The organism is Pseudooceanicola sp. NS-SX9 (assembly GCF_057380705.1).
On sequence record NZ_CM170818.1, the window covers coordinates 623,429 to 637,895 of the forward strand.

The 14,467-nt window shown below is 64.8% G+C and carries 13 protein-coding genes; 10 read left to right on the top strand and 3 right to left on the bottom strand.

Going from position 1 to position 14,467, the window contains the following annotated elements; genetic code table 11:
* Window positions 1-38 precede the first annotated feature (38 nt).
* Window positions 39-533 (top strand): SRPBCC family protein, encoded by a 495-nt coding sequence (locus AC2ITM_RS02985; protein WP_486468355.1) that lies wholly within the window; start codon window positions 39-41, stop codon window positions 531-533.
* Here the strand turns inward: AC2ITM_RS02985 and AC2ITM_RS02990 are convergent, their stop codons facing one another.
* Window positions 534-1,391, bottom strand: a complete 858-nt coding sequence (locus AC2ITM_RS02990) for a prephenate dehydratase (RefSeq protein WP_486468356.1) — start codon at window positions 1,389-1,391, stop codon at window positions 534-536. It abuts the gene before it with no gap.
* A gap of 135 nt (window positions 1,392-1,526) precedes the next feature.
* Here AC2ITM_RS02990 and AC2ITM_RS02995 point away from each other — a divergent pair, with 135 nt between their 5' ends.
* The 5 genes from AC2ITM_RS02995 to AC2ITM_RS03015 all read left to right on the top strand — a co-directional run bounded on the left by AC2ITM_RS02995 (window position 1,527) and on the right by AC2ITM_RS03015 (window position 8,278).
* Window positions 1,527-2,042: a c-type cytochrome gene (locus AC2ITM_RS02995; protein ID WP_486468357.1), complete on the top strand. Its 516-nt coding sequence runs from the start codon at window positions 1,527-1,529 to the stop codon at window positions 2,040-2,042.
* Window positions 2,043-2,300: 258 nt separating this feature from the next.
* On the top strand, window positions 2,301-4,187 hold the full coding sequence (locus AC2ITM_RS03000) for an extracellular solute-binding protein (RefSeq protein ID WP_486469382.1): 1,887 nt from the start codon (window positions 2,301-2,303) through the stop codon (window positions 4,185-4,187).
* A gap of 3 nt (window positions 4,188-4,190) precedes the next feature.
* Window positions 4,191-5,276, top strand: coding sequence for a microcin C ABC transporter permease YejB (locus AC2ITM_RS03005; protein ID WP_486468358.1), 1,086 nt, complete (start codon window positions 4,191-4,193; stop codon window positions 5,274-5,276).
* Between the two features lie 3 nt (window positions 5,277-5,279).
* Window positions 5,280-6,425 (top strand): ABC transporter permease, encoded by a 1,146-nt coding sequence (locus tag AC2ITM_RS03010; RefSeq protein WP_486468359.1) that lies wholly within the window; start codon window positions 5,280-5,282, stop codon window positions 6,423-6,425.
* The gene (locus tag AC2ITM_RS03015; RefSeq protein ID WP_486468360.1) at window positions 6,422-8,278 is read left to right on the top strand and encodes an ABC transporter ATP-binding protein; all 1,857 of its coding nucleotides are present in this window, start codon (window positions 6,422-6,424) and stop codon (window positions 8,276-8,278) included. Before AC2ITM_RS03010 ends, AC2ITM_RS03015 begins: the two co-directional genes overlap by 4 nt.
* A 143-nt stretch (window positions 8,279-8,421) precedes the next feature.
* Here AC2ITM_RS03015 and hemN read toward each other — a convergent pair whose 3' ends face one another.
* The gene (hemN, locus tag AC2ITM_RS03020) at window positions 8,422-9,777 is read right to left on the bottom strand and encodes an oxygen-independent coproporphyrinogen III oxidase (protein ID WP_486468361.1); all 1,356 of its coding nucleotides are present in this window, start codon (window positions 9,775-9,777) and stop codon (window positions 8,422-8,424) included.
* A gap of 90 nt (window positions 9,778-9,867) precedes the next feature.
* Between hemN and fnrL the strand changes: the two genes are divergently transcribed.
* Entirely contained in the window at window positions 9,868-10,614 is a 747-nt protein-coding gene (gene fnrL / locus AC2ITM_RS03025) for a transcriptional regulator FnrL (protein WP_486468362.1), read from the top strand.
* Window positions 10,615-10,811: 197 nt separating this feature from the next.
* On the opposite strand, the gene AC2ITM_RS03030 is transcribed toward fnrL, so the two are convergent.
* Complete coding sequence (locus AC2ITM_RS03030; RefSeq protein WP_486468363.1) at window positions 10,812-11,651, bottom strand: universal stress protein; 840 nt, start codon at window positions 11,649-11,651, stop codon at window positions 10,812-10,814.
* A gap of 226 nt (window positions 11,652-11,877) precedes the next feature.
* Here AC2ITM_RS03030 and ccoN point away from each other — a divergent pair, with 226 nt between their 5' ends.
* The 3 genes from ccoN to AC2ITM_RS03045 are packed head-to-tail and all read left to right on the top strand — an operon-like array spanning window position 11,878 to window position 14,466.
* Window positions 11,878-13,485: a cytochrome-c oxidase, cbb3-type subunit I gene (ccoN, locus tag AC2ITM_RS03035; protein WP_486468364.1), complete on the top strand. Its 1,608-nt coding sequence runs from the start codon at window positions 11,878-11,880 to the stop codon at window positions 13,483-13,485.
* Between the two features lie 11 nt (window positions 13,486-13,496).
* Entirely contained in the window at window positions 13,497-14,225 is a 729-nt protein-coding gene (gene ccoO, locus AC2ITM_RS03040; protein WP_486468365.1) for a cytochrome-c oxidase, cbb3-type subunit II, read from the top strand.
* Between the two features lie 13 nt (window positions 14,226-14,238).
* Window positions 14,239-14,466: a cbb3-type cytochrome c oxidase subunit 3 gene (locus AC2ITM_RS03045; RefSeq protein ID WP_486468366.1), complete on the top strand. Its 228-nt coding sequence runs from the start codon at window positions 14,239-14,241 to the stop codon at window positions 14,464-14,466.
* The last annotated feature ends 1 nt before the right edge of the window (window position 14,467 follow it).

The following is a 14,467-nucleotide window of genomic DNA, read 5'->3' on the forward strand; positions in this document are numbered from 1 at the left end:
TTCCTGACGTTGGGACAGCAACGGCGGAAGGGCAGGGCATGAAGATCGTCGCGCGGCAGGATATCGATGCGCCCATCACCGATGCCTTCGCGCGGATCAGCGATTTTCAGGGCTTTGAACGGGCGGCGATGCGGCGTGGCGCGCTGGTGCGGCGGCTGGATGCGGGCCGCCCGGTGCAGGCCGGGTCTGGCTGGGGGATCGAGTTCCGCTTTCGCGGCCGCAAGCGCCGGATCGAGAGCGCACTGACCACCCTGACCCCGCCCGAGGGCTATCTGTGCACGCTGCAATCCGACGGCATGGAAGGGCATCTCCTGACCGAGCTGACGCCGCTGTCGCCCAGCCGCTGCCGCCTGAGGGTCGAGATCGAGCTGCGCCCGAAGACCCTGTCGGCGCGGCTGCTGATCCAGTCGCTGAAACTGGCCAAGGGGCGGCTGCGCCGGCGTCTGCAGGATCGCCTGCAGGAATTGGCCGCGGGGCTGGACATGAACCGCGACCGCAAGGCGGCGCGCCGCAGGACGGCGCGCGCCGGGTGATCAGGCGGCGCTGTCGGCGTTCGGATTGCCGCGCCGCGCACCTGCCGGATAGACCCCCAGGATCGCCATCTGGCTGGAGAAATAGCGCAGCTCGTCCAGCGCCAGGCGGACGTTGTCATCCTCGGGGTGGCCCTCGATGTCGACGTAGAACTGCGAGGCCTCGAAGCTGCCGCCGACCATGTAGCTTTCCAGCTTGGTCATGTTGACGCCGTTGGTGGCAAAGCCGCCCATTGCCTTGTAAAGCGCCGCCGGAATGTTGCGGGTCTGGAAGATCAGCGTGGTGATCATGCCGTGATCGCCCCGCCGCGAGGTGTCCAGATCGCGCGCCATCACCAGGAAACGGGTGGTGTTGTTGGCCTGGTCCTCGATATGGCGGGCCAGCACGTCAAGGCCGTAGACCTCGCCCGCCAGTTCCGAGGCCAGCGCGGCGCGGCTGGGATCGGTCTGCTGGGAAATCAGATGCGCCGATCCGGCGGTGTCGGAACCGGTGATGCGTTCGATCCCGTGTTCGGTCAGGAAGGCGCGGCACTGGCCCAGCAGCATGGCGTGCGAGGTGGCGGATTTCACCTGCTCCAGCTTCGTGCCGGGCAGGGCCAGCAGGTTGATGTGCACCCGCACGAAGGCTTCGCCCACGATATGCAACCCCGAGCCGGGCAGCAGGTAGTGCATGTCGGCCACTCGTCCGAAGGTAGAGTTGTCGACCGGCAGCATCGCCAGCTCTGCCGTACCGTCACGCACGGCCTGGATCGCGTCTTCGAAGGAATGGCAGGGCAGGGGCTCGTAGCCGGGACGGGCCTCGGCGCAGGCCTGATGGGAATAGGCGCCGGGTTCACCCTGAAATGCGATGCGAAGAGTCATGATTTCTGTCCCATTTTAAGGAGATTGCGCCCCATGGGTGGGCGTTTGGTCGCGGTTAGTACACCTTGCGCGACGAGAGTGGAAGCGGATAGAAACTCGCCTAGAACGTTAGCAACCGTCGAGGGACGCAAGCACATGTTTGACACGATGACCTTCACGAAGATCGTGGGCGGCTTCTGCGGCACGCTGCTGGTTTTCCTGCTGGGGAATTTCGCAGCCGAGGAAATCTATGCAACCTCGGGTGGTCACGGCGAGGGCATGCAGGGCTATCTGGTCGAGACCGCGGCCGCCGATGGTGGCAGCGCCGAGGCCGACAAGGCCCCCAGCTTTGAGGAGCTTCTGGCCAGCGCCGATGCCGGCAAGGGCGAGAAGGTGTTCTCGAAATGCAAGGCCTGCCACAAGATCGACGGCAACAATGCCACCGGTCCGCATCTGGACGGTGTTGTGGGCCGTGCGGTGGGTTCGGTCGCGGGCTTTGGCTATTCCGGTGCGCTCAGCGCCAAGTTCGACACCTGGACGCCCGCGCATCTGGATACCTTCCTGACCAGCCCCAAGGATGCCGCCCCCGGCACCAAGATGACCTTTGCCGGGCTGAAGAAGGCGGAAGACCGCGCAAACGTCATCGCCTATCTGCAAAGCCTGTCGAAATAGGCCGCTCTGGCCCGACATCTGCGGGGTTTGAAGGGCCGTCGGCGGGTGCCGGCGGCCCTTTCCCGTGCGGCATGGCGGCGGATCGGCGGCTTCACGCATTCTCAACTTGAACATGGCCGAGCGCCGACATTAGCCTAATTGCAACCGGGGGTGCAGCAGGCTGTGCCCCGGCCGATGTTCAGAAGGACTGTCGAGGAGCCCCGCATGCACCGTCCCCCGTACCGCACTGCCTCCCGCGTCCGCGGATCCGGGGCGGTGATGACGCGCCGTTCGCTTCTGGCCCTCGGGTCGATGTCGGTTTCGGCGCTGGCCCTTTCGGCGGCGGGTGTCCGGGCCCAGGACACGGCCGCAGACAGCGACGCGGTGATCTCCAGCCACGGCTATTCCTTCTTCGGCGATCTGAAGTACCCGGCTGATTACGCCCATTTCGATTTCGTGAACCCAGAGGCGCCGCAGGGGGGCGAGATCTCGATCCAGGCGTCGGGGACTTTCGACAGCCTGAACCCCTATACGGTCAAGGGCCGCGCCGGGGCGCTGGCCTCGATGATGTACGAAAGCCTGCTGGCGAGCTGCGCCGATGATTACCACGGCCAGTACGGGCTGCTGGCGGAAAGCCTGGAATACGACAAGGGCAAGACCTGGGTGATCTTCCACCTGAGGAAGGGCATCACCTTCTCGGACGGCACGCCGATGACCGCCGCCGATGTGGTCTTTACCCACAACCTGTTCATCGAACAGGGCCTGCCCAGCTATTCCTCGGCGGTGAAGAAGCGCGTCCTGAGCGCCGAGGCCGTCGATGACCTGACCGTCAAGTTCACCTTCGCTACCGGGATTTCCCGGCGCTCGCTGATAAGCCAGGTGGGTTCGACCCCGGTGTTCAGCAAGGCCTGGTTCGACAAGACCGGCGCGCGGCTGGACGAAAGCCGCTTTGACGTGCCGCCGGGCACCGGGCCCTACATGCTCGACAGTTACCAGGTGAACACGCGCATCCTCTACAAGCGCAACCGCGATTACTGGGGCAACGGGCTGCCGGTGAATGTCGGGCGCTGGAACTTCGACACCATCCGGGTGGAATATTTCGGCGATGAATCCGCCGCGTTCGAGGCCTTCAAGGCCGGTACCTACACCTTCCGCCAGGAAACCAGCTCGAGGCAGTGGGCGACGCAGTACGATTTCCCGGCGGTGCAGGCGGGCCATGTCGTCAAAGAGGACCTGCCGGACGGCAATCCTCCGGCGAACTCGGGCTTCGTGTTCAACCTTGGCCGGGCGAAATTCGCCGACAAGCGGGTGCGCCAGGCGATCGCGCTGGCCTATAATTTCGAATGGACGAACCAGAGCCTGCAATACGGGCTGTTCCAGCACCGCCAAAGCTATTTCCAGGACACGCCGCTGCAGGCGAAGGGCGTGCCCACCGGCCCCGAACTGACCTTCCTTGAGGCGCTCGGCGATATCGTCCCGGCGGTACTGAAGACCGATCCGCCCGCGCCGGTGCATACCTCGAGCCCCGAAAAGCTGGGCGATCGCAAGAACATGCGCGCGGCGATGAAGCTGCTGGACGATGCCGGCTGGAAGGTCGGCGACGACGGCATCCGCCGCAACGACAAGGGAGAGGTCCTGTCGATCGACTTTCCCGTCAACTCGGCCTCGGCCTCCTCGCTGGAGCCGATCCTGGACAATTACGCGGTGAACCTGAAGCAGATCGGCATCCGGCCGGACCTGAACAAGGTCGATCCCAGCCAGTACACCAACCTGCGCCGCAAGCGCGATTACGACATGGTCTACGACGGCTACCAGTCGGGCCTGGATACCGGGACGGGGCTGCTGCAGATGTATGGCTCGGAGGATGCCGACGTGTCGGTGTTCAACCCCGCGGGCCTGAAAAGCAAGCTGGTCGACAGTATCATCGAAGCCTCGCTGCACACCGACAGCCAGGAGATGGAGAACGCCTCGCTTTCGGCGCTGGACCGGGCGCTGCAATATGAATTCATCATGGTGCCGACCTGGTACAAGGCGGGCTACTGGGTGGCGCATTTCGACATGTACGGCCATCCCGACATCCCGCCCTATGACCTGGGTTACCTGGATTTCTGGTGGTACGAGAAGGACAAGGCCGATGCGCTGAAGGCCGCGGGGGCACTGCGTTAACCGATGGGCGCCTATATCCTGAGACGCCTGGCGTTGGTCCTGCCGACGCTGCTGGGCATCATGATCATCAACTTCACCCTGACCCAGTTCGTGCCCGGCGGCCCGATCGAACAGATCATCGCACAGGTGCAGGGGCAGGGGGACGTGACCGCGGGCTTTACCGGCGGCGGTGGCGATGCGGCGGATGCGACCCGCAGCGCTGGCGACAGCTATGCCGGTGCCCGGGGCCTGCCGCCCGAATTCATCGCCAAGCTGGAAAAGGAATTCGGTTTCGACAAGCCGCCGCTGGAACGCTTCGGCCTGATGCTGTGGAACTACTGCCGCTTCGATTTCGGGGACAGCTATTTCCGCTCGGTCTCGGTGATCGACCTGGTGAAGGAAAAGATGCCGGTCTCGATCAGCCTGGGCCTGTGGTCGACGCTGATCGCCTATCTGGTGTCGATCCCGCTGGGCATCCGCAAGGCGGTCAAGGATGGCTCCAGCTTTGACAGCTGGACCTCGGGGCTGATCATCGTGGCCTATGCGATCCCGGGGTTCCTGTTCGCAATCCTGCTGCTGGTGGTCTTCGCGGGCGGCAGCTATTTCCAGTGGTTCCCGCTGCGCGGCCTGACATCCGACAATTTCGCGCAATTGTCGTGGTACCAGAAGATCTTCGACTACCTGTGGCACATCGCGCTGCCGGTGCTGGCCTCGACGATTTCCGCCTTCGCGACGCTGACGCTGCTGACCAAGAACAGCTTCCTGGACGAGATCAAGAAGCACTACGTCATGACCGCCCGCGCCAAGGGCCAGACTGAACGCAAGGTCCTTTATGGTCACGTCTTCCGCAACGCCATGCTGATCGTCATCGCGGGCTTCCCGGGGGTCTTCATCAGCGTCTTCTTCTCGGGCTCGCTGATCATCGAGACGATCTTTTCGCTGGATGGCCTGGGGCGGCTGGGCTTTGAGGCCGCGGTGGCGCGCGACTATCCGGTGATCTTCGGCACGCTGTTCATCTTCGGCCTGCTGGGGCTGGTGGTCGGCATCCTGTCGGACCTGATGTATGTCTTCGTCGATCCCCGCATCGACTTCGAACGCCGGGAGGGCTGATCCATGGCATCGCTGGACCTGCCCGCAGCCCCCGCCCAGAAGGGCTGGCTGAGCCCGCTGAACAAGCGGCGCTGGCGCAATTTCCGCCGCAACCGCAGGGCCTTCTGGTCCTTCGTGGTGTTCATGGTGCTGTTCGTGGCGTCGCTGTTTGCGGAATTCATCGCCAACGACAAGCCGATCCTGGTGAACTACCGCGGCCATTACTACATGCCGATCTTCAAGTTCTACCCCGAGACCGCCTTTGGCGGCGACTTCCAGACCGAGGCCGTCTATTCCGACCCGGAGGTCAAATGCCTGATCGAAAGCGGCGGGCTGGACGCCTGTTTCGACGATCCCGAAGGCATCATGGCGCAGGCCGAAACCGGCACCGTCGATGGCAAGACCATCGACAAGGGCTGGGCCATCTGGCCGCCCATTCCCTATTCCTACGACACGCCCGTCGACCGCCCCGGCGCCGCGCCCCTGCCGCCCAACGCCCAGAACCTGCTGGGCACCGACGACACCAAGCGCGACGTGCTGGCGCGGGTCCTCTACGGGTTCCGGCTGTCGATCCTGTTCACGCTGATCGTGACGGTGGCCTCGTCGGCCATCGGGATCGTGGCGGGCGCGGTGCAGGGCTATTTCGGCGGCAAGACCGACCTGTTCTTCCAGCGCTTCATCGAGATCTGGTCCTCGACCCCCTCGCTTTACATCATCATCATCCTCTTCGCGATCCTGGGGCGCAGCTTCTGGTTGCTGGTGGTGCTGACGGTGGCCTTCGGCTGGATGGCCCTGGTGGGCGTCGTGCGGGCCGAGTTCCTGCGCGCCCGCAACCTGGAATACGTGCGCGCGGCCAAGGCCCTTGGGGTGGGGAACGTGACGATCATGTTCCGCCACATGCTGCCCAATGCCATGGTGGCAACGCTGACGATGATGCCCTTCATCGTGACGGGGGCGATCTCGACGCTGGCCAGCCTTGATTTCCTGGGCTTCGGCCTGCCCAGCTCGGCCCCTTCGCTGGGGGAACTGACGCTGCAGGCCAAGCAGAACCTGCAGGCGCCCTGGCTGGGCTTTACCGCCTTCACCGTATTCGCCCTGATGCTGTCGCTTCTGGTCTTCATCTTCGAAGGCGTGCGCGATGCCTTCGACCCGAGGAAAACCTTCCAATGAGCATTCTCGACGTCAGGGACCTGCGCGTGGCCTTCCGCCAGGACGGCCGTCTGGTCGAGGCCGTGCACGGCGTCAGCTTCCACGTGGACAAGGGAGAGACCGTGGCCCTGGTGGGCGAATCGGGCTCAGGCAAATCGGTCTCGGCGCTCTCGACAGTGGCGCTTTTGGGCGAAAACGCGCAGGTCTCGGGATCGGTGCAGTTCGAGGGCCGGGAAATGATCGGCGCCCGCCCCGAGGCCCTGCGCCAGGTGCGCGGCAACGACATCTCCTTCATCTTCCAGGAGCCGATGACCTCGCTCAACCCGCTGCACACGATCGAAAAGCAGCTGGCGGAATCGATGACCCTGCACCAGGGGCTGAAGGGGCGGGGCAAGGGCAAGCGGCTGCTGGAGGCCTGGATGGGCTTCAACCCGCGGCCCTTCCTGATCTTCATCGCGGTCTTCTTCGCCTTCATCGGCGCCTACGGGGCCTTCATCGCCACGGCCCCCAAGGTCCCCAGCTTTTCCTTCCTGCCGGCCTTCGGCGCCGAGGCCACGCTGCGGGTGGCAATCGCGCTGGCGCTGGCGGTCGGGCTGACGGCGCTGCTGTGGCTGGGCAAGGTGGTGCTGGCGGGGCGCCTGCGCGACTGGATCATGGCGTCGGAAACCCGCGACCGCTCGATCGAGCTGCTGAACCAGGTGGGCATCCGCGATGCCGAAAGCCGCCTGACCGCCTATCCGCATGAACTGTCCGGCGGTCAGCGCCAGCGGGTGATGATCGCCATGGCGCTGGCGAATCGCCCGGGCCTGCTGATCGCGGACGAACCCACCACGGCCCTTGATGTGACGATCCAGGCGCAGATCCTGGATCTGCTGGCGGATCTCAAGAAGACCACCCAGCTGTCGATGCTGTTCATCACCCATGACCTGGCGATCGTGCGCCGCATTGCCGACCGGGTCTGCGTGATGAAGGACGGCGAGATCGTCGAGACCGGCCCGACGGCGCAGATCTTTGCCGATCCGCAGCACCCCTACACGCAAAAGCTGCTGTCGGCGGCGGCCGCCGGCGTGCCGCGCGCCCCCGCCGCCGATGCGCCCGCGCTGCTGGAGGCCGACCACCTGCGCATCTGGTTCCCGATCAAGGCCGGGCTGATGAAGAAGGTCGTGGGCCATGTGAAGGCGGTGAACGACGCGACGATTTCGGTCCGGGCGGGGGAAACCCTGGGGATCGTGGGCGAATCGGGGTCCGGCAAGACGACGCTGGCGCTGGCGCTGATGCGGCTGATCGGCTCCGAGGGGGCGATGCGCTTTGACGGCCAGGATATCCGCGCCTGGTCGGTCAAGGAGCTGCGTCGCCTGCGCAAGGACATGCAGATCGTCTTCCAAGACCCGTTCGGATCACTGTCACCGCGGATGACCTGTGAACAGATCATCGCCGAGGGGCTTTCGGTCCACAAGCTGGCCGATGGCCGCAAGCCGCGCGATCTGGTCGCCGAGGTGATGCGCGAGGTGGGCCTGGATCCCGCCGCCATGCACCGCTATCCGCATGAATTCTCGGGCGGGCAGCGCCAGCGGATTGCCATCGCCCGCGCCATGATCCTACGCCCCAGGCTGGTGGTGCTGGACGAGCCCACCTCGGCGCTCGACATGACGGTGCAGGTGCAGATCGTCGACCTGCTGCGCCGCCTGCAGCAGAAATACGGCCTGGCCTACCTGTTCATCAGCCACGACCTGAAGGTGGTGCGCGCGATGTCCCACCGGGTGATGGTGATGCGCCATGGCGACGTGATCGAAAGCGGCACCGCCGAACAGATTTTCGATGCGCCGCAGGAAGCCTACACGCGCCAGCTTTTTGCCGCCGCGATGGAGCGCTGAGCGGCGCCTGCTTTCATCTTTCCATAAATATGCAAAAAACTCGGCTGCCGCATGGACGGCGGCCGGGGCGGGGGCGCTGCCCCCGTCGCCTTCGGCGACTCCCCCGGAGTATTTCGGGCCAGATGACAGGGAACGCGGCGCGTTCAGATGGCTGAGGAATGGCGCGCGCGGGCGCTGTCGTAGGCATCGAAATGACGGGCGACCATCCGGGTCAGGGGCCGGGCGTCCTCGGGGATGAAGAGCCCCTGGGGGGTGACCGAAAGGAGGCCTTCGAAACGGGAGGAGGCCTCGGTGAACATTGCGGTGACGGTGGTGCGCGACAGGGCGAAACTGCCGGCGATCTCGTCGGTCGAGACGCGGAAATCGCACATCAGGGCCTCGATGATGCGGGCGCGCATCCGGTCCTGCGTGCGGAACACGTGGCCCCGGGTGGTCGAGAAGCGCTGCTTGCGGATCGCGCCGGTATGGGCCGATGTGGCGGGGGCGTTCTGTGTGTAACCCTGCGGGAAGCGGGAGATCGAGGAGGCGCCGATGCCGATCAGCACCTCGGCCTGGTCATCGGTATAGCCCTGGAAGTTGCGGCGCAGGCGGCCGGCTTTCTGTGCCGTGGCCAGGCCGTCATCGGGCAGGGCAAAGTGGTCGATGCCGATCTCGGCGTAGTTGTCCCACAGGAAGAGCTTGCGGGCGGTTTCGAAGAGGTCGAGGCGTTCGGTCGGGGTGGGCAGGGCGTCGGAGGGCAGCATGGACTGGCGCCGTGCCATCCAGGGTACATGGGCATAGCCGTAGAGGGCCACCCGGTCAGGTGCCAGAGACAGCAGTTTCTGGACGCTGTCGGTGATTTTGGCGGGGGTCTGGTGGGGCAGGCCGTAGAGGATGTCAGCGTTCAGGCTGTGGATGCCATGTTCGCGCAGCCCCAGGGCCACGTCGCGGGTCACGTCATAGCCCTGTTCGCGGCCGATGCAGGTCTGGATCGCCGGATCGAAATCCTGCACCCCGATCGAGGCCCGGTTCATGCCTGCACGGGCGAGGGCCCGCATGCGTGGGGCATCGACCTCGTTCGGGTCGATCTCGACCGAGAATTCGGCGCCTTCGGCAAAGGGGGCGACCTCGGCGATGCGCCCGGCGAGGGTCTCCATCATCGGGGCGGTCAGAAGGGTGGGGGTGCCGCCGCCCCAGTGCAGGCGCGACAGGCGCACGCCCTCGGGCAGGTGGCGGGCCAGAAGGTCGAGTTCCCCTAGGAGGGTCTCGAGGTAAGCTTCGACCGGAGACATGGTCTGCGTGCCCTGGGTGCGGCAGGCGCAGAACCAGCACAGGCGCCGACAGAACGGCACATGTACATAGAGCGAGATGGCACTGCCCGCGGGGATCGCCTCGATCCAGGCGGCGTGCCGATCGGCACCGACGCTGTCGGTGAAATGCGGGGCCGTGGGGTAGCTGGTGTAACGCGGAACCTTCGCGTCAAACAGTCCCAGGCGGGCGAGTTGCGTTTTGTTGACCATGGGACTAGCTTTTAGGGAAGCAGGCGGACAACGCCTTGACGCAGATCAACACCCTTTCGATTCTCTCTCGGCCCTTGGCACCGGATCCACATGCTTCAGGATAATCTGATCTTTCCCCAGCACGATTGTGTCGGTTGCCCCATCCGGCACCGCGCGGTCTGCGCGCGCTGCGATGCGCATGAGTTGGAGCTGCTGGAGGAGATCAAGTACTACCGCAGCTTCGAGGCCGGCCAGACCGTGGTCTGGTCCGGCGACCGGATGGATTTCGTGGGTTCGGTGGTGTCGGGAATCGCGACGCTGACCCAGACGATGGAGGATGGGCGCACCCAAATGGTGGGGCTGCTGCTGCCTTCGGATTTCGTTGGCAGACCGGGGCGCGAAGGCGCGGCCTATGATGTGGTGGCGACCAGCGACCTGGTGATGTGCTGTTTTCGGAAGAAGCCTTTCGAGCAGCTGATGGAGACGACGCCGCATATCGCGCAGCGCCTGCTGCAGATGACGCTGGATGAGCTGGATGCGGCACGGGAATGGATGCTTGTCCTCGGTCGCAAGACCGCGCGCGAGAAGATCGCGAGCCTGCTGGCGATCATTGCCCGGCGCGACGCGACACTGAATCTGATCATGCCGCAGGGCAATCTGGTCTTCGACCTGCCGCTGACTCGCGAGGCCATGGCGGATTACCTGGGACTGACGCTGGAAACCGTGAGCCGCCAGATCAGTGCCCTGAAGCGGGACGGGGTGATCGTGCTGGAAGGCAAGCGACATGTGACGGTGCCGGATTTCGCGCGCCTTCTGGAAGAGGCCGGGGACGACAACGACGGCGGCCTTCTGGTCTGAGGGCGACCGGGGGCAGTGGGGGCTCTGCCCCCGCAGGCCTGCGGCCTGCTCCCCCGAGGTATTTGAGAACAAGAAAATGGAGAGAGCGGGTTCCGCAGGGCGGGACCGGTTCTTTCATCTGGCCATAAATACTCCCGCCGGAGGCTCGCCCCGGAGGGGCGAAGGGGCGGCCTGAAGGCCGCCCCCCCCCCGCCAGGTCAGTGAGCCAGGAAAATCGGCAGGGCCGAGCTTTCGAGCATGTGGCGGGTGGCGCCGCCGAGGATTGCTTCGCGGAAGCGCGAGTGGCCATAAGCCCCCATGACGATCAGATCCGCGTCAACGTCCGCGGCATGGCGTACCAGCACCTCGGAGATGCGGGGCAGGGTCTTGGAGATGACCTCGATCTCGGCCGAGACGCCGTGGCGGGCGAGCCAGCTGGCCAGCATGCCGCCGGGATCAGAGCGGTCGGGCCCATGCACCGGAGGATCGACGACGACGATGTGCACCTGGTCGGCCTGCTGCAGCACCGGCAGGGCGCGGCGCACGGCGGTCAGGGCCTCGGGGGTATCGTTCCAGCAGACCAGGACGCGCTTGCCTGCGGGCATCGGCACGTCGTTGTCGGGCAGGATCACCACCGGGGCGCGGCCGTCGAACAGGGCGCTTTCGGTGATCGGCTCAAGCTCGGCGCCCTTGCCCTTGCCATAGGGGCGGGGCAGCAGCACCAGATCGGCGAAGCGCGCGCGCCAGCCAAGATGGCGGCCGATATCGCCCAGCTGGGCGACGTCAGTGTCGGTTGCCCAGCGGATCGCGGCACCGGTCAGGTACTCTTTCGCGGCGACTTCCAGGGCTTCGGCTTCTTCGGTGGCGCGGTTGATCGCCTCCTGCATCACCATCGCGTTAGCACCGGCATAGTAGTAGCCGATCTGCGTGCGGTCGACGCCAAGGCAGAGCACATCAAGATGGGCATCGAAGAGTTCGGCCGCCGTGCTGGCCCTTTCGAGGACCTTCTTCACGTCGGCGCCCTCGGTGAGAACGGTAAGAATTGCCTTGTAGGCCATGTCAGCCTCCTGATCTGCATGCGTACGGTCGAATGCTTCGGTCCGTTAACCTGACTTTGGCATGCGGAAAATCGACGCACCTTGATCTTCGTCAACCGGAGCGTGCGAAACGGTTGATACAGATCAAGGCAGGCGAGTCGCGCGCACAGCATTAAGCGCGAAGTCACAATTCCGTGGGGGCGGCAGCCGGCAAACCTGCCGCGCGGGACTGACGAAGGGACGCGAAATGACAAACGTAATCAAGCTTGCGGCGCTGGCCCTCATCACGCTCTTCGCGGCGATGGCGGCCAATTTCGCCCATGACCTGGCTTACAAGGTGAACGCGCTGGTGGTCATGCTGGTGGCGGGAGGCCTGTTCGTCTGGGTGCTGCGCAACACCGACGAGGAGCGCGAGATCCGCGACCTGTCGGGCGAATACATGGACGGGGTGATCCGTTTCGGCGTGACCGCGACCGCCTTCTGGGGCGTCGTGGGCTTTCTGGCGGGGGTGTTCATCGCCTTCCAGCTGGCCTTTCCGGGGCTGAACTTTGAATGGGCCCAGGGCTATATGAACTTTGGCCGGCTGCGGCCGCTGCATACCTCGGCGGTGATCTTCGCCTTCGGGGGCAATGCGCTGCTGGCGACTTCGTTCTACGTGGTCCAGCGCACCAGCGCGACGCGGCTGTGGGGCGGCAATCTGGCGTGGTTCGTGTTCTGGGGCTACAACCTGTTCATCGTGATGGCGGCGCTGTCCTATGTGCTGGGCGGCAGCCAGTCCAAGGAATACGCCGAGCCCGAATGGTATATCGACCTGTGGCTGACCATCGTCTGGCTGGCCTATCTGGCGGTCTTCCTGGGCACGATCCTGAACCGCAAGGAAAAGCACATCTACGTCGCCAACTGGTTCTACCTGTCGTTCATCGTCACGGTCGCGATGCTGCATGTCGTCAATAACCTGGCCGTCCCGGTCAGCCTGTGGGGCGGCAAGTCGGTGCAGGTGTTCTCGGGGGTGCAGGACGCCATGACGCAGTGGTGGTACGGCCACAACGCCGTGGGCTTTTTCCTGACCGCGGGCTTCCTGGGGATGATGTACTACTTCGTGCCGAAGCAGGCGGAAAAGCCGGTCTATTCCTACAAGCTGTCGATCATCCACTTCTGGGCGCTGATCTTTCTGTACATCTGGGCGGGTCCGCACCACCTGCACTATACCGCGCTGCCCGACTGGGCCTCGACGCTGGGGATGGTGTTCTCGGTCATCCTGTGGATGCCCAGCTGGGGCGGCATGATCAACGGGCTGATGACGCTGTCGGGTGCCTGGGACAAGCTGCGCACCGACCCGGTGATCCGCATGATGGTGATCGCCATCGGCTTCTACGGCATGTCGACCTTTGAAGGGCCGATGATGTCGATCCGCCCCGTCAATTCCCTGTCGCACTATACCGACTGGACGATCGGGCATGTGCATTCCGGCGCGCTTGGCTGGAACGGCATGATCACCTTCGGCGCGCTTTATTTCCTGGTCCCGAAACTCTGGGCGAAGGAGCGGCTTTATTCCCTGTCGATGGTCAGCTGGCACTTCTGGCTCGCCACCATCGGGATCGTGCTCTACGCGGCCTCGATGTGGGTCACCGGCATCATGGAGGGGCTGATGTGGCGCGAGGTGGATGCCAACGGCTTCCTGGTGAACTCCTTCGCGGACACCGTGGCCGCCAAGTTCCCGATGTACGTGGTGCGCGGCACGGGCGGCCTGATGTACCTGACCGGCGCGATCATCATGTGCGTCAACCTCTGGCTGACCGCCACCCGGGCCCCGGCCACCAAGGCCGCCGACAACAGCCTGGTTCCGGCCGAGTAAGGAGCTGAGACATGGGTATCCTTGATAAACACGCCATCCTCGAAAAGAACGCCACGCTGCTGCTGGTGGGCTCTTTCGCGGTGGTCACCATCGGCGGCCTGGTCGAGATCGCGCCCCTTTTCTACCTGGAAAACACCATCGAGAAGGTCGAGGGGATGCGCCCCTACACGCCGCTGGAACTGGCGGGGCGCGACATCTACGTCCGCGAGGGCTGCTATGTCTGCCATTCCCAGATGATCCGCCCGATGCGCGACGAGGTCGAGCGTTACGGCCATTACTCTCTGGCGGCGGAATCGATGTATGACCACCCGTTCCAGTGGGGGTCGAAACGCACCGGGCCGGATCTGGCGCGGGTGGGCGGGCGCTATTCCGACGCCTGGCACATCGACCACCTGACCAACCCGCAAAGCGTGGTGCCGGAATCGGTGATGCCGAAATACGGCTTCCTGCTGAAGGCCAAGATCGACGGCCGCTTCATCGAGGACGAGATGCGCACCCACAGGGTCGTCGGCGTCCCCTATACCGAGGCGATGCTGAAGGAGGCGGGGCGCGATTTCGCCGCCCAGGCCGACCCGGATGCCGATACCGACGGCCTGGTCGAACGCTATGGCGACAAGGTGCAGGTGCGCAATTTCGACGGCCAGCCCGGGATTTCCGAGATGGATGCGTTGATCGCCTATCTGCAGATGCTGGGCACGCTGGTCGATTTCTCGACCTTCACGCCCGATGCCAGCCGCTGAGGGGGAGGGAGAGATGAGCACCTATTCCCTGATGCGGGAATTCGCGGACAGCTGGATGCTGCTGATGATGTTCGCCTTCTTCGTGGCGGTGGGGCTGTGGGTTATCCGGCCCGGCAGCCGCAAGACCTATCGCGACACGGCGGGCATCCCCTTCCGCCACGAGGACCGGCCCGCCGCGGCCAAACCTGCCGACGACCGCCCGGGCGCGCCCGGGATGCGCCCCGCGGGAAAGGATCTGTGAG

Coding starts and splice junctions, on each gene's coding strand:
- AC2ITM_RS02985 (WP_486468355.1), top strand. CDS start 39: ATGAAGATCGTCGCGCGGCAGGATATCGATGCGCCCATCACCGATGCC.
- AC2ITM_RS02990 (WP_486468356.1), bottom strand. CDS start 1,391: ATGACTCTTCGCATCGCATTTCAGGGTGAACCCGGCGCCTATTCCCAT.
- AC2ITM_RS02995 (WP_486468357.1), top strand. CDS start 1,527: ATGTTTGACACGATGACCTTCACGAAGATCGTGGGCGGCTTCTGCGGC.
- AC2ITM_RS03000 (WP_486469382.1), top strand. CDS start 2,301: ATGACGCGCCGTTCGCTTCTGGCCCTCGGGTCGATGTCGGTTTCGGCG.
- AC2ITM_RS03005 (WP_486468358.1), top strand. CDS start 4,191: ATGGGCGCCTATATCCTGAGACGCCTGGCGTTGGTCCTGCCGACGCTG.
- AC2ITM_RS03010 (WP_486468359.1), top strand. CDS start 5,280: ATGGCATCGCTGGACCTGCCCGCAGCCCCCGCCCAGAAGGGCTGGCTG.
- AC2ITM_RS03015 (WP_486468360.1), top strand. CDS start 6,422: ATGAGCATTCTCGACGTCAGGGACCTGCGCGTGGCCTTCCGCCAGGAC.
- hemN (WP_486468361.1), bottom strand. CDS start 9,777: ATGGTCAACAAAACGCAACTCGCCCGCCTGGGACTGTTTGACGCGAAG.
- fnrL (WP_486468362.1), top strand. CDS start 9,868: ATGCTTCAGGATAATCTGATCTTTCCCCAGCACGATTGTGTCGGTTGC.
- AC2ITM_RS03030 (WP_486468363.1), bottom strand. CDS start 11,651: ATGGCCTACAAGGCAATTCTTACCGTTCTCACCGAGGGCGCCGACGTG.
- ccoN (WP_486468364.1), top strand. CDS start 11,878: ATGACAAACGTAATCAAGCTTGCGGCGCTGGCCCTCATCACGCTCTTC.
- ccoO (WP_486468365.1), top strand. CDS start 13,497: ATGGGTATCCTTGATAAACACGCCATCCTCGAAAAGAACGCCACGCTG.
- AC2ITM_RS03045 (WP_486468366.1), top strand. CDS start 14,239: ATGAGCACCTATTCCCTGATGCGGGAATTCGCGGACAGCTGGATGCTG.